Genomic DNA, 19,956 nt, shown 5'->3' on the forward strand with positions numbered 1-19,956 from the left:
TTATGCTTGTTTTGGTGCTGGCACCAACATGCGATAAAACTTGTTACCGAATAGTCCAACGATCAATCCTGTCAAGATCAAGGCAAATGCGATGATCTTTTCCGCATTTATCTCTTCATTAAAGATCACCATTGACCCCATCAATCCAAATAAAGGTACAACCAAAGAGATCGGTGCAACCGTAGAAATAGGATATTGTTTCATTAATGAACTCCAGATCCAGAAGCTAAACAGCGTGGCTGGATATATTTGGAAGAAAATAGAAAATAGCGCCATGCTATTGATATTTTTGGTCATTAATAGCATTGCCTCTGCACCATTGACAAAATAACCTAACAAAAATAGCGGGAAAGCAGAAAACAGACACGCCCACACTACAAATGAAAACACATTGTTCGGTTTCACTTGCTTCACCACTACATTCGTTAACGCCCAACACAGCGCACCCAGTAACACAAAAGCGACACCAAGGTATGAAACACTGCCATCGGTCAAGTTTAATACCAACAGCAAACCTAGCATTGCTAACGAGAAACCTATCCATTGTTGTAATCCAACTTTTTCTTTAAAAAAGATCATCCCAAAGAAGACCGTAAAGAAAGCACTAAACTGTAACAACAATGAAGCAACACCTGCCGAGACGCCAAGGTAAACCCCTAGATTCACCATTCCCCAAACGCCGGTGCCAAATAACAGCCCATAAAAAGCAATGGCCTTTATTGAGGTATTCGGTCTTTCAATGAAAAAAATCAATGGGATAGCACAAAATAAAAACCTCAGTCCTGCCAGCATGAACGGGTCTAAAGTGTCTAGTCCCAACTTAATAATGGAAAAGTTCCAGCCCCAAATCGCAGTGACGAGAATGGCCAATGCAAAGTCTTTTAGTTTCATTTATTCCTCCAATTTCCTTTGTTTATATCTATATAAAACTAGGTATCCCGCAGGAATAACCAACATAGACATGATTGGGCTGACCAACATTCCACCTATCATTGGCGCAGCAATTTTCTGCATAATTTGATCCCCACTTCCCATACTAAACATAATGGGGATCAACCCTGCAACAATAGTGAAAACAGTCATCGCTTTTGGCCGTATGCGCAATAATGCACCTTCTCTAACAGCTTCAACCAGGTTACTTTGCTCTGCGCGAGCCTGATTTAAATACAAGGTGATCACCACACCAAACTCAGCTGCAACACCGCCTAGTGCAATCATTCCGACAACGACCGCGCCAGATATTGGATAACCACAAAAGTAAACAAACCAAAGTGCACCTGAAATTGCGATAGGCAATGTACAGAGCACCAGCAAAGCCTGCGCGCTCGAACGAAACGCAATGTAAAGCAACACGAAGATAACCAATACCGTCAGAGGGATAACTTCTAGTAACTTTTTCTCTAGTCGTTCAATGTGCTCGTATTGGCCTGTAAACGTGTATGTATAACGTTCAGGTAAATCAATGTTACTTGCCAATAGAGCACTTGCTTCATCGACATAATCGCTAATAGCAACGTCCGGGGTAACAGAAATAAACACCCATGCGCTCATTAAGCCATTTTCACTTTTTATTACCGCAGGTCCGTCTTTGACCTCAATGCTTGCAACCTGTCCGAGAGTCACCCAAGCCCCAGTTGGAGTCAGAAATGGCACCGTTTCTAAGGCATCTATATTATCTCTATAGACTCTTGGGTATCTCAGATTAATTGGAAAACGCGTGCGTCCATCGACTACTTCTGAAATATTCGCGCCTCCTAAGGCAAATTTAACGACATCTTGAATATCTGAGATCATTAAGCCATATTTCGCAGCTTCGACTCTATTTGGCTCAATATCTATATACCTGCCAGATTGAGTACGTTCTGCATACACAGATCCTGTGCTTTCAAGCTGATTGAGCAGCCCTTCTATCTGCTCACCAAGCGCAGTAAGCTCAGTCAAACTCTCACCGGATATTTTTATACCAAGCTGAGTTTTCACGCCAGTAGACAACATATCAATTCTAGTTTTAATCGGTTGTACCCAAGTGTTTGTCACGCCAGGCAACTTAACTTTGCTCTCCAGCTCTGCAATGATCTTTTCAAGTGTCATACCTGCACGCCATTGCTCTACAGGTTTTAGTTGAATTGTCGTTTCTAGCATAGTGAGTGGTGCAGGATCGGTTGCGGTATCTGCACGGCCAACTTTACCGAAAACAGACTCAACCTCAGGGACAGTTTTTATCAGTTGATCTGTTTTTTGTAAGATAGATCCCGCTTCGGCGATAGATACCCCTGGTAATGTCGAGGGCATGTACAGCAAGTCTCCCTCGTATAGATCAGGCATAAATTCGCTATCCATTTTCATCAATGGATATACCATTGATACTGCTACCACTCCGCCAATAAACATCACAAGCTTGGGAGATGCCAAAGCAAAATTAATAAACGGCGTATAACCGCGGATCAGTATGGCATTCAGTGGGTTGCGAGTTTCATCTGGGATCTGCCCTTTGATCAACAAGCTCATTAATACCGGCACTAAAGTGACGCTGAGCAATGCGGTTGCTGCCATCACAAATGTTTTCGTCAGTGCCAATGGCGTAAATAGTTTCCCTTCTTGACCTTCTAAGGCAAACACCGGAAAAAAACCAATTGTAATAATCAGCAGTGAAATAAATAAAACAGGCCCGACTTCTGTCGCTGCGGTTTCAATTATTTTGTATTTCTCTCGATTTGAAGGTTGTATGCCTGTACGCTTTTGATAATTTAATAGATGTCTATTCACATTTTCAACCATCACAATGGCCGAATCGACCAAGGCACCTACGGCAATCGCGATCCCGCCAAGGCTCATGATATTTGCATTTAATCCTGACCACTGCATCGCTAAAAAGCCAATTAATAACGAAAAGGGAATAGACAGCACCACTACTAAGGTCGAGCGGATGTGTAGTAAAAAGGCAAAACAAACAACCGCGACTACAGCCATTTCTATAAGTATTTTGGATTGTAAATTATCGACCGAGGCTGTGATTAACTTACTTCTGTCATACACCACTTCAAACTCAACGCCATCAGGTAACGCTGAGCTTAACTGTGCAATCTTTGCTTTTACATGATTGATGGTCGTTAAGGCATTTTCACCATCTCGCATGATAACAATACCACCAACCACTTCCCCTAGCCCGTTAAGATCTGCAATTCCTCTGCGCAACTGTGGGCCTGTTTTTATCGTGGCCACATGCTTCAAAGTCAGCGGCATACCTTCATCATTTACAATGCCCAATGCAATGTTATCGAAATCATCTAATGTGCTTAAATATCCTCGGCCGCGGATCATGTATTCCGCCTCAGCGATCTCCATCACAGAGCCACCCTGCTCACTGTTGGCATTATGAATTGCACTTCTTACTTGCGCTATGGTGAGCCCATATTGCATCAATTTAAGTGGATCAAGCACAACTTGATAGGTCTTTTCCATGCCACCAACGGTGGCAACTTCACTTACACCAGGCACAGATTGCAGTTCAAATTTTAAAAACCAATCTTGCAACTCTCTCATTTCACTAAGATCACGAGAGTTTGTTGTGTCTTTTAGTACATACTGAAAGATCCAACCTACACCTGAAGCATCAGGCCCCATACTAGGTTTTGCAGCGTCAGGTAAAATGGTTTCTGCACGGCTTAAATATTCCTGTACCCGCGTTCTTGCCCAATAAGGATCCGTTCCATCTTCAAAGATCACATAGACATAGGAGTCACCGAAGAATGACCATCCTCTCACAGCCTTCACTTTAGCCACAGACAGTAACCAAGTTGACAGTGGATAAGTCACTTGTTGCTCAACAATTTCGGAAGCTTGACCTGGATAAGAAGTTTTAATGATGACTTGAACATCAGTAAGGTCAGGGATTGCGTCCAATGGGATTTTATCTAGTGCACGAAAGCCCATTAAGCCCAGCCCCAAAAACACCAGCATAACAAGAAATTTATTTTTTAAACTTTGAATTATTATTTGCGCTAACATGTTAGTTCTCGTTACTACTTAAATCGTCTCTTTGAGCCATTTGTAATATGGCTTCTTTGATACTAGACTCCGAGTCAATTAAAAACTGTCCTGAGGTAACGACTTTTTCTCCCTCTTGTAACCCATGTAATATCTCTACTCTTCCTTGGGTACTAATGCCAACTTTAACGACTTTGGGAATGAAACGATTATCACCTTCTTTAACTATGACTCTATTTTCATGCTCAGTTCGGATCACTGCACTTTCAGGAACATGGATTGCGTCTTTTTTACCACCGCCATAGATACGAACATTCGCTATCATATTTTTTTTGATAATATTTTCGGCGTTATCCAACGAGAGATGCACACGCAGCGTTCGAGTAACAGGGTCTAATTCAGGATAGATGTGCTCAATTTTAGCTTCTAGCTTTTCGATACCTAACGCTGGTATATCAACCTCTGCCCACTTGCCTGAGCGCACCCAGTCGATTTGATGTTCGTAGACATTAGCGACTACCCATACATTTGAGGCATCAGAGAGTGTCATCATTTTTTGTTCTGGGACAACGTAAGAGCCTTCTTGCATATTCATTGAAGAAACGACACCGTCAAAAGGCGCATAAAACGGTAAAATATCGATAGAGTCACCAAGCTTTTCTATTTCTTTGATTATATCTTCAGTGATCCCCAACAAAAGCAGACGAGAATACGCGCGCTCAAGTAGCTTCTTATTCATTCGGGTACTATTAAAAATACCGAGATAATAATCCTGAGCAGCCACTAAATCGGGCGAATAGATTTTATACAGCAACTGTCCTTTGGAAACTCTCTCCCCCGCTGTGTTTACTGCTAAAGCTTCAATCCAACCTTTCGCTTTAGTGTGTAGGTCAAGTACACGATTGCGGTCATAATCCACCTGACCAAGTGTCTCGATATATTTCCATAGAGTGGAACGTTCTACACTGGAGGTAGAGAGAGAAACATTGGCTTGCATTAAACCTGAGAGGGTAATTTCAGCTTTTGCATCAGCCTCTGCGTGTTGATGAGTTACAGCTTCTAGCTTCATGCCGCATACCGGGCATTCACCTTGATGGTTTTTTATTATGTGACTGTGCATCGGACAGATATACACGGGTTGCTTTGTTACAACGTTATTAGCAACTTTTGGAGTAGATAGTGTCTCATCAATATCTGAAGTATCGGAATAAAAAGCATAAACTAAGAATGAAGTACTCATTATTAAAATAAATACTAAGATCACGACTATCCAATGGAATATTTTGTTCATAAAAACTGCACTTTAATCAAGATGGAACATTGAAGTGAAAATAGGTGACCTAACGGCCACCTTTACACCTATTATCTACAACCAGGTGCGTTAGCACGCATAAATACGAAGTCCTTCATATACACGTCAATGTATGTTTGTCCTTCCGCATTTTGCTTATGCTGCCAACCGTACACTTTTGGATAGAAGCCTGTAGCTTCTACACACAATGGCATATCGATCTCTTTTTCAAAGAACGTTTCAGTCATAATTGTGTCGAACGTGATCATTGGCTCAACAAAGCTAAGCTTGCCGTTGTACGAACCCCACAACATAGTTTCTGTAAATACGCCACCGTTGTATTCAGGTGTATCTTCGTAATACCAGTGAACACCTTGACTTGGCACGTTGATATAGCTGCCGTCAGGGAAAGTTTGCGCAATTGATGTTGGTGGCATGTATTCTGCTGGAGGCAGAATTTGACCTTCCGGATCTGCAAACTGAATAGCCGCTAACTCTTCTTTTTCAAAGAATGATAAGTGAATATCAAAGTGTGCAATGTCATAGATGTTGGTTGGCGCGTGACCCGCTGGATTCCATGAGAAATAAGAATGCTTGAATGGGCTTCCAGCTAGACGAGGAAAGTCTAAGTAAGCATCATGGTGCGTCGCTTCAGTAGGCAGATTATTAATATCAAGAATTTCTGGTGAGAAAGTCATACCAATTTTATAGTATCCACCTGCTGCAAGAGAAATCCATGTATTAACAGTACCACCACCAAGGTGCATCACTTCACCATATACTCGTAGAGTATGCATGCCATCATCGAAGACTTGCTTCCCGAATACTTCAGGGTTTGTTACTGGATATTTATTTTCGACTAACTGAGTTGCTGCTGAAGCAGAAGTTGAGATTAGTCCGATTAATGCTAGAGATTTTAAATTCATTCTGAATTTTCCTTATTTTTGGTTAAAACCAACCTCGCCGCAGCAAAAACCACGCCATGTAAATAAAAAACTAATTTTTGTTAGCTATTATTCATTCTTAACGGAGAAAATTTATCTATTTAAATATTGAATTACTTATGAAATCCGACATAAATGACCACCTTACTCTATTAACTTTAAGAGTCATTCTTAAGACTTTATTAGCACTTTTTAAAATTTCCTCACGTTGTAGATAGCAAATTATTCATATTCCTCTCAGTGATGTACCAAAAGTAGTACATAGTGAAATATTTCTGGTACATGAGGTAAAATTTGGAATATTTTATTAATCCAGAGTATTTATTTCTCAGGTTATACAGCGCTTTCTAAAAAAGACTAAACAAGTCTCAATTAGTAATAATTATTATTTGCTTTTTGAGTTTTTATTAATTTGATAGAGTGGCTGCACGTGAATATCAATTGAAAAAGCAAGAGGAGCTATGCTGTAAGTGCACTTTGGGGATTTCGTATTGTCGGCCATAGAGTATAACGAACTTCTTTAGCCATAGCCTGATAGAAAAGGATAAGAACTTGTTGATATATTTTTATTGTATAAAAGAATAAAAATAGCTATGTAATATAAAGTTTTATAACTGAAAGGATAAGATTATCACTATATAAAAACCATAAATTTACATAAGACTTATTGCTAATAGACATTATTAAAAATACAAAATTTCAAATTATTTTAATTGTTAATACAAATTAAAAGTTAATGAAAAATTAAGGATTTAGTCCTTTACAGGTGATTTTATGTATTTTTTTAGAATAATTCTTGATGAGGGTAAGTTTACTATTTCATTGTTAGTCGCAAGCCCCCCTACAACTAAAACAACAAACAAGTATTGATTAAATATAGTAAATGTAAATGCACTAAGCATACAAGGTAGTATATGATTGGTATTGCAGTAGAATTGTACCCTCATGTACAGTAAGCCCTACATTAAGCAGACCCTAGCTTCTCTCAATACCAATCACACCATTGTGAAAATAGGTTTAGCCTCTTGGAATAAACCCGACCGCGTTATATACCGCTTTTAACGTTTGCTCTGCACGAGCGCCTGCTTTCTCAGCACCTTTACGCATAATTTCGTCCAACAAAGCACGATCTTCACGGATTTCTTTAAAGCGGGCTTGTATTGGGTTTAGCATATTAACAACTGCTTCTGCTGTATCTTTTTTCAAGTGTCCATACATTTTGTCTTCGTACTCCGGCACTAATTCCTCAACAGAACGTTTAGTTGCAACACTCAGCAAAGTTAATAAATTAGATACACCCGGCTTTTCAGTACGATCAAAGTAGATACGCGCTTGTTCATCAGAATCGGTGACAGCCTTTTTCAGCTTTTTCTCAATTTTTTTCGGCTCATCAAGCAGCATCACAAAAGCGTTTGGATTATCGTCCGATTTTGACATCTTTTTCAACGGATCTTGCAGGCTCATCACTCGCGCGCCAACCTCAGGAATATAAGGTTCAGGTACCTTAAACACATCACCGTATAGGTTATTAAAGCGCGTCGCAATATCACGTGTCAGTTCAAGATGTTGCTTTTGATCCTCGCCCACAGGCACTTGATCAGCTTGATACAATAAAATATCTGCCGCTTGTAAAACAGGATATGCAAATAATCCCACATTAACGTTGTTTGAGTGTTTTGCTGACTTATCTTTAAACTGCGTCATGCGGTTTAACTCGCCCATCTGGGCATAGCAGTTTAACACCCAACCCAACTGCGCATGTTCTGGTACCTGTGACTGTACGAACAGCGCTGATTTATCTGGATCTATTCCACATGCAGTATAAAGCGCAACACCATCAAGTACACGCTCGCGTAATTGAGCAGGGTCTTGACGCACAGTAATAGCATGTAAATCAACTAGCATAAAGTGACAATCATGGTCATTTTGTAGTTTAAGCCACTGGTTTATGGCACCTACGTAATTGCCTATTGTCATACCACCGGTTGGCTGAATACCACTTAATACTACAGGTTTACTCATGTCGTTCCTTTATTTTTTCATTGAATTAACGTTGATTGATAATGGGAATAATATCTAAGAATCCATCACAAAGGTACTGTGGATTGAACTCTTTCAAATCGAATCCTTGATTATACCCATAATTAAGCGCAATCACAGGTATGTTGGCACCCTGTGCCGCTAAAATATCGCTTTTGGAATCGCCTACCATAATCAACTTATCTGTCGGTATCCCTAAGCGTTCTGCTGCCAGCATTAGTGGTGCTGGTGAGGGCTTTTTGTCTGTATCATCACCACACACAATACAAGTAAAGTGCGATGTGAGGTTTAATTTATCCAGCAGTTTTAATGTAAATGCGCGATTTTTATTGGTCACTACGGCTTTTGGCACATTCGCAAATGCAGATAGTCCCGTTTCAACATGTGGATATAATCCAGCATACTGACCCACTAATTCATCATAGTGTACTTTAAAACGCTCAACGGCGGTGTGCACCAAACTTTCCGATAAGTTTTCACTGACCTCATTACTACCGCTGAGACCTCTTTTTACCAACATATCGATACCATTGCCGACCCATTCACGAACCAGCGCATGGCTAACAATAGGATGGGCAAGCTCAGAAAGCGTTAAATTGAGCGCCATGTACATATCCTCGACGCTATCAACTAGTGTGCCATCGAGATCAAATAGAATCCCCTCAAAACGCATTATTTTACCTTTGCCAGTTCTTGACGCATTGCATCGATAACGGCTTTATAGTCGGGCTGGTTAAAAATCGCAGAACCAGCAACAAACATGTCAGCACCTGCAGCCGCAACCTCAGCAATGTTATCGACTTTAATGCCACCATCAACTTCAAGACGAATATCACGACCAGAAGACTCGATACGTGCCCTCGCTTCTTTTAACTTTTCTAGCGTGTGCGGGATAAAGCTTTGCCCACCAAAACCTGGATTTACCGACATCAATAAGATCTGATCTATTTTATCCATAACATGATCGAGATAATGAAGCGGCGTACCAGGGTTAAACACCAAGCCCGCTTTACATCCAGATTCTTTGATCAATGCTAGGCTGCGATCAATATGATCACTTGCTTCAGGATGAAAAGTGATAATACTTGCACCTGCTTTGGCAAACTCAGGGATCAAACTGTCGACAGGTTTAATCATCAAGTGCACATCAATTGGCGCAGTCACACCGTAATTTCTCAGTGCCTCACAAATCATTGGACCAAAAGTTAAGTTAGGTACATAGTGGTTATCCATCACATCAAAATGGACAACATCAGCGCCTGCTGCCAATACCTTTTCAACATCCTCTCCAAGCCTTGCAAAATCTGCGGATAGAATCGACGGTGCAATTAAAAAATCAGACATACTTTACCCCTAAATGTAAGACCCCGATACTGTACCGTAAATTGGCTAGAAAGTCTGCGAATTACGACCTTTTAAGATTGTGCAATAAACGAACATTGTGTATTATTATCCAATATCTATTTTCTGGGGATAGGGTTATGGTTTCTAGATATAAAGCACGGATTGCTCTGCTGTCGGCAGTGCTCGCCGTATCAGCAGGGGTACTTTCTTTTGATAATAGCCAAGAGTTTGCCACCAACTACAACGCATGTGTATGTAATTCAAATAGTTTAAGCCAACGTGTTAGTGCTTCAGAGTGTCAACGTGAAGCACATACAAGTTGGGCTGCGTGGCTGACAGGTGGCAGTGCCAATGGTCAATTTCATTACTTAGATCTGTTAGAGCTATTAATTGGTTCTAAGGACAATCAAAGCAGTAGTAAAGTTTCATCTCCTTATTAATCGACCATTGGTCTGAGAGGTAAACACTATGGCTTCTTCTACTAATAAACTCGCACTAGTCCAAAGTGTATGCGCAGCAATGTTTGGTGTGCAGAGTGGCCAAAAACAAGAGTATGACTTTAGTAAAAAGCGCTTTTGGCCATTTGCTTTGGCTGGTGTTTTGTTCGTCTTTTTGTTTGTGGTAGGTCTTATTTGGTTTGTTAATGGCGTGGTTTTAGCCTAGCTGACCGGCTTATTTTTTTGGTTGGTGATACAGCGCCATTAGCTCGTTGACCTTATTACGCCCATTGCCTTTGGGGCTAATGGTTCGTTTTACTTTAATCACATCTAAACTGGCCTGATTATAAATCTTCCGAGTCCACACTGTATCATGATTTGATATGAGCACAGGCGTTTGCTGCTCAAAAGCCGCAGTTTCCGCTAAGTTTGCAAGCTCAGCCTGATCGTCCAAATTAAATCCACCTTTTGCGTAACTCGTAAAAGAAGCCGTCTTACTCAATGGAACATACGGGGGATCACAATACACTACCGCATTTTTGGGTATATTCTCAAATACTTGACTGTAGCTCTTACAAGTAAAAGTCGCACGCTGCGCCTTCTCAGCAAACACGTATAGTTCATGCTCTGGAAAATAAGGTTTTTTATACTTACCAAAGGGTACGTTAAAAATACCTTTGAGGTTATAGCGGCACAAACCATTATAGCCATGGCGATTCATATACAAAAATAAGATTGCACGCTCATATACATCAATGCTTTCGTTGAACTGTTGACGATAGGCGTAATACGCATCTGGATGATTATTTAGATCGACAAATAAACGTTTAGCATCAGCAATAAACTCATCAGGAATTCGCTTTAACTCTTTATAGAGATTAATCAGATCTGCGTTAATGTCGTTGAGTACATAGTGTTTAAACTGCGTATTCAAAAAAACAGATCCCGCTCCAACAAAAGGCTCAACTAGTGTATCAGCTTCATAACTGGCTAATTGTAAGCGCTTAGAAATATCTTCTACTAAGCTGTATTTTCCGCCTGCCCATTTTAAGAAGGCTCTAGTCTTTTGTTGCATGCTCGTTCTATGTCGTGAGTGGTTGCGCGATTTTACACTAAATGTGGCTAATTACCGAGAGACTGAGCAATTTCTTGCTTAATTTTACTGACTCTTTTAAAAAACGGCTGCCCTTTACGCAATACTTCGGGCAATTCAGCCTTCGCTTGCTTTGCCATATCTAAATTAGGATACACATCTGATGTAACAACAAACCAAGTTCGCCCATTTCTTATCACTGAAAACTGCCGCATAACCACATCATTATGCTCCGCCATGAATGCAGCGGCTATCCCAACCTCAGTCACTGCAAGTAGTTGTATGACCCACTCTTCATCCGTTCGATTGCTATACCATTCATTACCTGAAATAGGCTCAGATGCTACCGGTTGGCGCGCAGCACTAACAATAGCGGTGGTATTTTGAGAGGTGCCAACCTTGAGCTCATCATCTTGAGGCTCCATACTTTGGTTAACTTGCGCCTCATTGTGTAGCATTTTTTTCTCTTTCTTCTCAGCTTCCATTAACGCCGACAATATACTCCCAACGGCAGCGATTTCCCCTTCATCAGTATTAAGGGCAGCCGGTGGTTGCTCCTGTAATGTCGTGCCTGGCACTTCACTTTCCTTTTGAGACGTATTCGAAGGTTCAAAAACAGATTGTGCATTGAGCGCTGTTGCGACGCTTTGCGTGTTCGTTTGCGTCGGTGCCCAATATTGCTTTATTTCTTGTTGATAGACCAAAGCGACCATAGAAGCTGTCAACACTAAGCATAGTGCGATGATATACCACTGCCACTGTGTTTTTACGCGATCTGTTGACCCCGTCTCACGTAGATCCAAACGCTGCGATTCCGGTTGCCACGATAACAAAACACTGGGGTTACCCCGTGCTTCTGCTACAAAGGTGTTGAAAATAGGATCTTCATCAGGTGGAAGATCTTTGTAAAACATCGTCATCAGGCGCTTACTCTCAAGTAATGAAAGTGGCTCTATATGAATGTCTAGGCTACCTGGAAGGAGTTGTGGTTGCTGTGCTGTCGCTAAAATATAAATAGTTTCTCGGGCTGTTGTTGCTAGTTTTTGTAACTGTAGCGCCAACTCTTCAGTCAAATGCCGAGCATTGTCTAAAACCCATAAGCATGGCCCACAAGGCTGCTCGTCATGAAGCAACATAAAGTTTTCGCTAAGAGAAAGTTTTTGATCGATAAGAGGACTGCGAAAACTATGCTCAAGTAGCTGATGTATAACATCAAACTCTTTGGTATTGGCAGAGAGTTTTACAAAAGCTTTATTAAACTCTGGGTATTTATCAGTAAGAAATGACTCAGCAAGATAGCTTTTGCCAAGACCAGACGACCCGACTAAGGTTATCAGGTTTTGCCCATAATCGAACTGCATAGCAATTCTATCTACCAACGCAGATCTGCTTGGTAAAATTTGCGACTGCATTTAACGCCCTATCAGAGTGACCACATCTTCATCGCTTACGTCATCAACCAAAGCGCATTGTCCCAGCTGTGTTGGCAGTATAAAGCGAATTTTACCTTGTTTATTCTTCTTATCTTTACGCATGTGGAGTAAAAACTGCTCTGCGGTCATTTCGCTTGGTGGCTCTATTGGCAACTGATATAAGGCAATGACCTGAGCGATTTTTTCTACCTCTTCACTGTTCAACCAGTCTCGTCGACATGCCAATCGTGAAGCTATCATCATGCCTGCAGCAACCGCTTCGCCATGTAACCATTTTCCATAACCCATTTGCGCTTCAATCGCATGACCGAAGGTATGACCTAAGTTTAGTAATGCGCGAAGCCCTGCCTCTGTTTCATCTTTGGCTACAATTTCAGCTTTTATTGCACAGCATTTATAAATCACTTGCTGTAGGGTTTCTGTATCCAATGCGTTTAACTGGCTATGCTGCGCAGCTAACGTATCAAGAAACGCAGCATCGTAAATCAACGCATATTTGATGACTTCAGCCATACCCGCAGCAAATTCTCTTGCAGGCAAAGTAGATAACGTTTTGGTATCAATAAAAACAGCTTTTGGCTGATAGAAAGCGCCAATCATATTTTTACCAAGAGGATGGTTTACTGCTGTTTTGCCACCGACAGAAGAGTCGACTTGTGATAATAACGTCGTTGGTATTTGTATAAACGCGACTCCACGTTGATAACAAGCGGCAACAAAGCCCGTTAAATCACCAACGACACCACCACCGAGTGCAATTAAACACGTATCTCGTCCACAATTGTGCTCGAGTAAAAAAGCGGAAATCTTTTCAAACCACTCAAGCGATTTAAACTGCTCGCCATCCGGAAGAATAAAGTGCAGCGGAGATTGTGTATCAAAAACACCAAGTAGCTTGTCCAAATATATAGGAGCAACAGTAGAGTTAGTGATAATAACAGGACGATTTTGACCGACATATTGCTTAAGTCGCACTTCGTCAGATAAGAGGTGTTCACCAATAAAGATGGGGTAGCTGCGCTCGTTTAAATCAACCTTTAATTCAAGCATGGCTTCCCCTCCTACGGTGTTTTAATTAGAAATCTAACTTTTCAATAATTTGGTTTGCAACTACTTTCGCGCTTTGCTCATCCGTTCGAACAACGTGATCGGCCACTTCCCTATAAAGTGGTTCACGCTCATCGGCTAAGCGCTCTAGTACGTCACGTGAGTCTTCACTGGTTTGTAGTAATGGACGACGCTTATCACGCTGAGTACGAGCTACCTGTTTTTCGATTGGCGTTTCTAGGTAAACAACAATACCACGCGCAGACAATTTGTTGCGCACTTCTTTGCTGATCACTGAACCGCCACCTGTCGCTAACACAATGCCTTGCATTTCTGTCAGATCAGAGATGACGCTTTCTTCACGCTTGCGGAACCCTTCTTCACCTTCGATATCAAAAACCCAAGAAATATCTGCACCAGTACGACGCTCTATCTCCTGATCTGAATCGAAAAATTCAAGGTGTAATTGATCTGCAATGTGACGACCAATCGTGCTTTTACCAGCCCCCATCGGGCCTACTAGAAATATATTACGTTTCTCAGCCATATCTTTTTAGTACAAACGAACTCTAAAATTTGAAATAAAACCCCGCCTAACGACCTGGCCCCAAAATTAAGGAGGGGATTATCTCAGTAATCCGTGAACAATTTCAAGTCAAACTGCGCAAAAAGCGCAATACTTTTATTGTTACGGGCCTATAAACTGTCTTGAATGATCTTAGGTGTTACAAATATCAACAGTTCCCGCTTCTCGTTAATATCACGAGAGTTCTTAAACAATAGACCTAAATATGGAATATCGCCCAACACCGGGATCTTACTTACTGCTGTTTTTACCTCTTGCTGATAAATTCCACCAAGAACGATAGTTTGACCATTTTCAACCAGAACTTGTGTTTGGATCTCTTGGGTATTGATTGCTGTTGCTGGGCCATTTGGCGTCTGCACAGTATCACCTTTAGTATCTTGTGTAATCACTAAGTCGAGAATTATTTTGTTGTCAGGGGTAATTTGTGGTGTCACCTCTAAGCTGAGTACCGCTTTTTTAAAGCTAACCGTGGTCGCTCCACTAGAAGATGCCTCCACATAGGGTATTTCTGTTCCCTGCTCAATACGCGCTTTTTTCTGGTTCGCCGTTGTAATGCTTGGGGTTGCGATTATCTCACCTTTATTTTCTTGTTCTAGGGCTGACAGCTCTAAATCAATCAAGGTGCCATCAGCAAGCTTTGCGATATGCATACCGATACTACCTGCAGGTACCCCCTTAACCCCCAAGTTTACATTTAGGCGGTTATCTAACGAAGGAATAATACCATTAGAAAGTGAGTTGGCCCCTTCGAGTGTACCGGAGATAGCATCACTCCCTTGCTGATCGCTGAACCCCCAACGTACGCCTAAATCTTCTTGTACGGTATCATCCACCGTCACCATTCGCGATTCAATCCGCACTTGCTTCACAGGTACATCCAGAGTTTCAACCATACGGCGGATGCTTTCAATACTACGCGATGTGTCTTTTATCAATAGAGTGTTGGTACGCTTATCCACAGAGACACTGCCTCGATGGCTGATAATAGAGTTAATGTCGGTTTTCAGCAAATCAGCAAATTCTTCCGCTTTTGCGTAATTGAGCTGAATATATTCGCTATATAATGGCTCCAGCTCTTCAACTTGCTGACGTGCTTGTAACTCTTTCGCCTCTCTCGCAGCTAGCTCTTCCGATGGTGCCACCATTAAGATCGAGCCGTCCATGCGTTTATCTAACCCTTTTACCCGCAACACCACATCAAGCGCCTGGTCCCATGGTACCCCATCTAAGCGCAGTGTGATGTTCCCAGAAACAGTATCACTGGTGACTAAGTTAAAGTTATTAGTGTCGGCGATAATTTGTAGCACAGAACGAATAGGAATATCTTGAAAGTTCAAAGTAATAGGTTGACCTTTGTACTCTTTCTGATCTCCAAACGTTTTGTTACCTTCATCTTTTTCTACGGCCAGTGTAAAGATATTATCAAGCTGCTGATATGAGAACTTAAATGCCGCATTTGGTTCAATGACGATACGGCTTTTATTCTCTTCTTTGAAAGTCTCAATGCGCGACACCACAGTACCGAAGTCTAATACATCTAGTTCGTATAACAGATCCTCTGCAATATCAATATGATGGAAATCAGCGATAATTTTGCCACCACGCTCTTGGACATCAATAGCGGCTTGATTATGTTCAAGAAAAGCTAAAATTTTACCTTCACCTTGTTCACCACGGCGAAAGTCAATCGCTTGAATTTGATTGATAAAAGAGGTTACTTTTTCGCTTTGATCTTGCTCTGAAACAATAGGTTGACCAGAAACCTCTACAATCACCAAATTATTTTTCACTTCCGTCTTGTAGAGCTTGAGTTCGTCCATATTAATCGCAACAGTAAATCCGCCATCGCGCAGTTGACTGGTGATACCTTTGATACCTGCTTTGTTAATTTCCAGCATCTTTAAGCTTTCTTCAAATTCAGCTTGCTGAAAGAACAGTTCAAGACTTGTGTTTTCACCATTAACACTCACACTCGGTTCACTGCTCAGCTTTTCATCAAATACCAGCTGAAGCTGAGTCTCCCCCGTTGGAACCGGGTTATAGCGAATGTCATATAACATTGGAATAGCCTGAGCAATTGATGACAGGCCAACAAATGCAGCGCCTAGCACTGACTGAATTATCGTTCGAGTGCCTCTATACGTTAATGTTCTTTGATTATTGTTAGTATTCACTCGAGCCACCTTGTTCTGCCTCTAACATTTCCACTTTGGTTAGTCGTTCTTTCCAACATCCCGTTCCATCAGGAATTAATTCTAACAGCTCTAAATGATCCGCTTGTACACTGAGCACTTTACCATGGTAAAGTCCCATATATTCACCGCGCTGTATTCTATATAAGCCTTGTGTTGCCGCTTCGATTAGCGCCCAACGACCATTCTCTTTTGCAATTATCCCTTTCATTCTTAAATTGTCTAAAGGATATTTTTCTAGTGGGTATCTATTTCTATCAGGATCTGGGTGTAAACAGTTTTTGACCTGAACCATCTTGTTCTCAATCACTTCTGGTTGCGGTGCTACAAATGGGCTACGTAATTGAGATGCACTATATTTAAAAGGCTCGTAGTTTTGCATTTCAGGAATAGGCTCTATCTTTGGTATCGAGCTGGCCTTAACTTGGTCGATAAACTCCTTTTGTTCAGCAGTGCTATCGTTGCATCCTGACATGAACAACACCGACAATGTACAGAGCAACAGTCGGATCATCTCTGGCCTCCTTGTTCATAGCGGTACGTCTTAGCCACTACGCTAAAAACCAGCTCCCCATTACCAGCATTCTCAATTCTAAAGTCATGTAAGCTAACAATTCGAGGTAATTCTGACACTTTACTGACAAATTCACCAAACTCATGGTATTTACCAATAACTTCTAATTTAATTGGTAATTCGGTGTAAAACTCTTTACGTATTTCAGGCATCCAGCCGATTTTTAAAAACGTTAAACCGCTAGAAGTGCCAACATAAGTTAAATCGTCAAGTAATCCTGGGGTTTCATTTGAACTTGGTAAGCGTCTTAACAACTCAGTAAATTGCGCCTCCATATCAATCATTTGCTGTTTATATAACTCTAAGTTATTTGCTCTTGCATACTTGATACGATAACTCGTTCTAAGCTCTTGCTCTTTTTTCAGTGCTTGCTCATATCGATCAATGGAGCTTGAGACCATCAAGTTATACCCTAGAATGATCATCAAAATGACCACCAAAATAGAACATAAAACTTTAACAGGAAACGGCCAGTGACCGATATTATCAAGCTCTAATTCATTCCAATCTATTTCTTTTAAACTATTTAAGTCAAAGCTCATCTACTTACCCTCCACCCTATTTCGCTTTATCAGCTAGGCTAATGTCATCATGAGATTTGACATAAAAGTGCATCGTAAAATCACTTAATAGTTTTGAACTCTGCTCGCCAGCTACAATCCCTTGGATCACTGGCCGTTCAAGCAAGTATGATGATTCAACTTGTCTTAACATTTGTGACAAACGGTTGTTAGACTCACTGCGACCTATCACTTTAATCATATTACCTTGCCTATCAAGACTAGTGAGGTAGACCCCAGCGGGCACAACCCGAGCAATTTCATCTATGATTTGTGTCCCTAAGCTGCGATTTAGCTGCAACTCTTCGATTAGTCTAATACGGCGTTGCAAGTTTTCTTTTTGCTTGTTTAGATCATTAATTTCTACAATACGCGTATCCAATAATGATATTTCACTTTCTAGATAACGGTTTTTTATTTCTTGTCCTGTTTTTAAACCATCATAGAAGCTACCGGCTAGATACATAAACAGTAAACAAGTTGCAATAATCGCCGCAATAATGGTCAAAAAGATCTGCTGAGATGCTTGTCTTTGTTGCTCTCGCCAAGGAAGTAGATTTATATGTGGCATGATGAAAAGCTCCGTAGTGCCAAGCCCGTAGCCAACGCAAATTGAGCCTTGTGCTTTTGTAGAACATGCCTGTCCACTTTAGGTGCGATCTCCATTTCTGTGAATGGATCAGCCACAATCGTGTGGATACCTAACTCATCGATCAATAGTTTATCTAGCCCTTCCACCAGCGCCGTCCCCCCAGTTAACACAATATAATCAATGTGATCTTTACCACTAGTGGTCATAAACATCTGAACTGCGCGACGTATCTGTTGAAGTAATGAGGTTTGAAAAGGGGCCAGAACCTCGAACGTATAGTTAGGAGGCAAATCCCCTGTCGTTTTCGCAAGTTCAGCTTCATCGTATGTCTTATTATAATAAGCCACGATACTGTTGGTATACTGTTCTCCGCCAAACACTTGATCTCGGGTATAAATCGTTTTTCCTGATTGAATAACACTGATGAGCGTAAGTACAGCACCAATGTCTATCATCGCGACGACTTTATCAAAAGCATCGTTTGGTAACTCAGGGTAAATTACATCCATCGCTCGACTCAACGCATAGTTTTCAACGTCCACGACTTTCGCTTTATATCCAGCCTCCTCCAAAGCACCAACTCGTGCCTGCACACTCTCAGTTCGTGCTGCTGATAACAAGACATTTACCTTAGAGGGATCCGCTTCGTTTACACCTATCTTTTCAAAGTCTAGACTTACTTCGTCTAATGGGTATGGAATTAAGCTATCTGCTTCAATTGCTATCTGAGACTCAAGTTCAGCATCAGTTAATGACACGTCCATAAAGATCACTTTGGTAATGACAGTCTGACCAGATACAGCAACTGCAGCAGATTGTGTAAGTTTTGGAATGCGCCGCTTCATTTTAGTGATCGCATTGCCAATAGCCTCAATATCTTGAATGGCTCTTTCATTTACTGCGCCTTTAGGAATAGGCTCAATGGCAACGGCTTCGACACGATAGCTGGAACTGGTTTTAGACAGCAACACCGCTTTGACACAATGAGAACCAATGTCGATCCCAATCATCAGAGGTGCTTGTTTTTTTAGTAGTTTGCTCAGCATGTGAAGCGCTCGTTTCCTTTTCAGTTTGTGTTCTATAAAAATTTAGCACACAAAAATATTAATCGTTTTTTAATCAAGATATACTAGCAGTGTCTACCTGTAATTGGGAGTCTAACTAGGGATAATTCCGTGAAATTATTGAAAAGATTTTTACAATTCGCTTTTGTTTGTACCCTTTTAGGCGTATTGACACTTATCAGCCTTTATTATTATGTCAAATCTGACATACCAAGTGTAGAGGTTTTGAAGGATGTTCAATTACAAACCCCTATGCAAGTCTTCACACGGGACGGCAAATTAATCAATCAATTCGGTGAGAAGCGCAGAATACCTGTACGTCTACAAGATGTTCCTGAACCGATGCGTAACGCTTTTTTGGCCACAGAAGATAACCGTTTTTATGATCATTTCGGAATAGACCCAATAGGAATTGTCAGATCAGCATTAGTACTGATCACAACCGGTCAAAAGAAACAAGGGGCAAGTACATTGACCATGCAACTTGCGAGAAACTTTTTCTTAACACGAGAGAAAGCCTATATTCGTAAAGTTAAGGAAATCTTTATTGCGTTGCATATTGAGCAGTTATTAACAAAAGATGAAATTTTCGAGCTGTACTTGAACAAAATCGAGCTGGGAAATCGTGCTTTTGGTATTGGTGCGGCAGCCCAGGTTTATTATGGCCGCACACTTTCTGAACTAACTCTACCTGAAATGGCCATGATAGCAGGGTTACCCAAAGCACCTTCGGCACTGAACCCCATTCGTAATCCAGAGCGCGCAAAAA

General features: G+C 41.1%; 19 protein-coding genes. 3 read left to right on the forward strand and 16 right to left on the reverse strand.

What is annotated here, in order from left to right; all coding sequences use genetic code 11:
- The 7 genes from D9603_RS17610 to rpe form a co-directional block, all read right to left on the reverse strand.
- Positions 1 to 891, reverse strand: a complete 891-nt coding sequence (locus D9603_RS17610) for an EamA family transporter (RefSeq protein WP_125252281.1) — start codon at positions 889 to 891, stop codon at positions 1 to 3.
- Complete coding sequence (locus tag D9603_RS17615) at positions 892 to 4,008, reverse strand: CusA/CzcA family heavy metal efflux RND transporter (protein ID WP_128732301.1); 3,117 nt, start codon at positions 4,006 to 4,008, stop codon at positions 892 to 894.
- 1 nt (position 4,009) lies between these two features.
- Positions 4,010 to 5,278 carry an efflux RND transporter periplasmic adaptor subunit gene (locus D9603_RS17620; protein WP_241651707.1) on the reverse strand — a complete coding sequence of 423 codons (1,269 nt, stop codon included), beginning with the start codon at positions 5,276 to 5,278 and terminating at the stop codon, positions 4,010 to 4,012.
- Between the two features lie 71 nt (positions 5,279 to 5,349).
- Positions 5,350 to 6,204: a hypothetical protein gene (locus D9603_RS17625; protein WP_125252283.1), complete on the reverse strand. Its 855-nt coding sequence runs from the start codon at positions 6,202 to 6,204 to the stop codon at positions 5,350 to 5,352.
- A gap of 1,035 nt (positions 6,205 to 7,239) precedes the next feature.
- Positions 7,240 to 8,244, reverse strand: coding sequence for a tryptophan--tRNA ligase (gene trpS, locus D9603_RS17630; RefSeq protein WP_128732302.1), 1,005 nt, complete (start codon positions 8,242 to 8,244; stop codon positions 7,240 to 7,242).
- A 25-nt stretch (positions 8,245 to 8,269) separates the two neighbouring features.
- Positions 8,270 to 8,935 (reverse strand): HAD-IA family hydrolase, encoded by a 666-nt coding sequence (locus D9603_RS17635; RefSeq protein ID WP_125252285.1) that lies wholly within the window; start codon positions 8,933 to 8,935, stop codon positions 8,270 to 8,272.
- Positions 8,935 to 9,606, reverse strand: coding sequence for a ribulose-phosphate 3-epimerase (gene rpe, locus D9603_RS17640; RefSeq protein WP_125252286.1), 672 nt, complete (start codon positions 9,604 to 9,606; stop codon positions 8,935 to 8,937). Before rpe ends, D9603_RS17635 begins: the two co-directional genes overlap by 1 nt.
- A 137-nt stretch (positions 9,607 to 9,743) precedes the next feature.
- Here rpe and D9603_RS17645 point away from each other — a divergent pair, with 137 nt between their 5' ends.
- Both D9603_RS17645 and D9603_RS17650 read left to right on the forward strand, forming a co-directional pair.
- Positions 9,744 to 10,046, forward strand: a complete 303-nt coding sequence (locus D9603_RS17645; RefSeq protein WP_128732303.1) for a hypothetical protein — start codon at positions 9,744 to 9,746, stop codon at positions 10,044 to 10,046.
- Between the two features lie 28 nt (positions 10,047 to 10,074).
- Positions 10,075 to 10,269: a DUF2970 domain-containing protein gene (locus D9603_RS17650; protein ID WP_125252288.1), complete on the forward strand. Its 195-nt coding sequence runs from the start codon at positions 10,075 to 10,077 to the stop codon at positions 10,267 to 10,269.
- 9 nt (positions 10,270 to 10,278) lie between these two features.
- On the opposite strand, the gene D9603_RS17655 is transcribed toward D9603_RS17650, so the two are convergent.
- From D9603_RS17655 to D9603_RS17695, 9 genes are all read right to left on the reverse strand, one after another.
- The gene (locus D9603_RS17655; protein WP_125252289.1) at positions 10,279 to 11,118 is read right to left on the reverse strand and encodes a Dam family site-specific DNA-(adenine-N6)-methyltransferase; all 840 of its coding nucleotides are present in this window, start codon (positions 11,116 to 11,118) and stop codon (positions 10,279 to 10,281) included.
- Positions 11,119 to 11,165: 47 nt separating this feature from the next.
- Complete coding sequence (locus D9603_RS17660) at positions 11,166 to 12,548, reverse strand: AAA family ATPase (RefSeq protein WP_128732304.1); 1,383 nt, start codon at positions 12,546 to 12,548, stop codon at positions 11,166 to 11,168.
- Entirely contained in the window at positions 12,549 to 13,619 is a 1,071-nt protein-coding gene (gene aroB / locus D9603_RS17665) for a 3-dehydroquinate synthase (RefSeq protein ID WP_128732305.1), read from the reverse strand.
- Between the two features lie 25 nt (positions 13,620 to 13,644).
- Complete coding sequence (aroK, locus tag D9603_RS17670) at positions 13,645 to 14,163, reverse strand: shikimate kinase AroK (RefSeq protein WP_010607062.1); 519 nt, start codon at positions 14,161 to 14,163, stop codon at positions 13,645 to 13,647.
- A 149-nt stretch (positions 14,164 to 14,312) separates the two neighbouring features.
- Positions 14,313 to 16,379 (reverse strand): type IV pilus secretin PilQ family protein, encoded by a 2,067-nt coding sequence (locus tag D9603_RS17675; protein ID WP_128732306.1) that lies wholly within the window; start codon positions 16,377 to 16,379, stop codon positions 14,313 to 14,315.
- Positions 16,369 to 16,911 (reverse strand): pilus assembly protein PilP, encoded by a 543-nt coding sequence (locus D9603_RS17680; protein ID WP_125252293.1) that lies wholly within the window; start codon positions 16,909 to 16,911, stop codon positions 16,369 to 16,371. Before D9603_RS17680 ends, D9603_RS17675 begins: the two co-directional genes overlap by 11 nt.
- Positions 16,908 to 17,513 (reverse strand): type 4a pilus biogenesis protein PilO, encoded by a 606-nt coding sequence (locus D9603_RS17685; RefSeq protein WP_125252294.1) that lies wholly within the window; start codon positions 17,511 to 17,513, stop codon positions 16,908 to 16,910. Before D9603_RS17685 ends, D9603_RS17680 begins: the two co-directional genes overlap by 4 nt.
- A 16-nt stretch (positions 17,514 to 17,529) precedes the next feature.
- Positions 17,530 to 18,102 carry a PilN domain-containing protein gene (locus D9603_RS17690; protein ID WP_125252295.1) on the reverse strand — a complete coding sequence of 191 codons (573 nt, stop codon included), beginning with the start codon at positions 18,100 to 18,102 and terminating at the stop codon, positions 17,530 to 17,532.
- Positions 18,090 to 19,169, reverse strand: coding sequence for a pilus assembly protein PilM (locus D9603_RS17695; RefSeq protein WP_125252296.1), 1,080 nt, complete (start codon positions 19,167 to 19,169; stop codon positions 18,090 to 18,092). The genes D9603_RS17690 and D9603_RS17695 overlap by 13 nt, the downstream gene beginning before the upstream one ends.
- Before the next feature lie 129 nt (positions 19,170 to 19,298).
- Here D9603_RS17695 and D9603_RS17700 point away from each other — a divergent pair.
- A partial coding sequence (locus tag D9603_RS17700) for a transglycosylase domain-containing protein (protein ID WP_194086975.1) occupies positions 19,299 to 19,956 on the forward strand: 658 nt, incomplete at its 3' end.

The sequence above is a fragment of the Pseudoalteromonas sp. PS5 genome (assembly GCF_004103255.1).
Lineage (GTDB): Bacteria > Pseudomonadota > Gammaproteobacteria > Enterobacterales > Alteromonadaceae > Pseudoalteromonas > Pseudoalteromonas peptidolytica.

Coding starts and splice junctions, on each gene's coding strand:
- D9603_RS17610 (WP_125252281.1), bottom strand. CDS start 891: ATGAAACTAAAAGACTTTGCATTGGCCATTCTCGTCACTGCGATTTGG.
- D9603_RS17615 (WP_128732301.1), bottom strand. CDS start 4,008: ATGTTAGCGCAAATAATAATTCAAAGTTTAAAAAATAAATTTCTTGTT.
- D9603_RS17620 (WP_241651707.1), bottom strand. CDS start 5,278: ATGAACAAAATATTCCATTGGATAGTCGTGATCTTAGTATTTATTTTA.
- D9603_RS17625 (WP_125252283.1), bottom strand. CDS start 6,204: ATGAATTTAAAATCTCTAGCATTAATCGGACTAATCTCAACTTCTGCT.
- trpS (WP_128732302.1), bottom strand. CDS start 8,244: ATGAGTAAACCTGTAGTATTAAGTGGTATTCAGCCAACCGGTGGTATG.
- D9603_RS17635 (WP_125252285.1), bottom strand. CDS start 8,935: ATGCGTTTTGAGGGGATTCTATTTGATCTCGATGGCACACTAGTTGAT.
- rpe (WP_125252286.1), bottom strand. CDS start 9,606: ATGTCTGATTTTTTAATTGCACCGTCGATTCTATCCGCAGATTTTGCA.
- D9603_RS17645 (WP_128732303.1), top strand. CDS start 9,744: ATGGTTTCTAGATATAAAGCACGGATTGCTCTGCTGTCGGCAGTGCTC.
- D9603_RS17650 (WP_125252288.1), top strand. CDS start 10,075: ATGGCTTCTTCTACTAATAAACTCGCACTAGTCCAAAGTGTATGCGCA.
- D9603_RS17655 (WP_125252289.1), bottom strand. CDS start 11,118: ATGCAACAAAAGACTAGAGCCTTCTTAAAATGGGCAGGCGGAAAATAC.
- D9603_RS17660 (WP_128732304.1), bottom strand. CDS start 12,548: ATGCAGTCGCAAATTTTACCAAGCAGATCTGCGTTGGTAGATAGAATT.
- aroB (WP_128732305.1), bottom strand. CDS start 13,619: ATGCTTGAATTAAAGGTTGATTTAAACGAGCGCAGCTACCCCATCTTT.
- aroK (WP_010607062.1), bottom strand. CDS start 14,163: ATGGCTGAGAAACGTAATATATTTCTAGTAGGCCCGATGGGGGCTGGT.
- D9603_RS17680 (WP_125252293.1), bottom strand. CDS start 16,911: ATGATCCGACTGTTGCTCTGTACATTGTCGGTGTTGTTCATGTCAGGA.
- D9603_RS17685 (WP_125252294.1), bottom strand. CDS start 17,513: ATGAGCTTTGACTTAAATAGTTTAAAAGAAATAGATTGGAATGAATTA.
- D9603_RS17690 (WP_125252295.1), bottom strand. CDS start 18,102: ATGCCACATATAAATCTACTTCCTTGGCGAGAGCAACAAAGACAAGCA.
- D9603_RS17695 (WP_125252296.1), bottom strand. CDS start 19,169: ATGCTGAGCAAACTACTAAAAAAACAAGCACCTCTGATGATTGGGATC.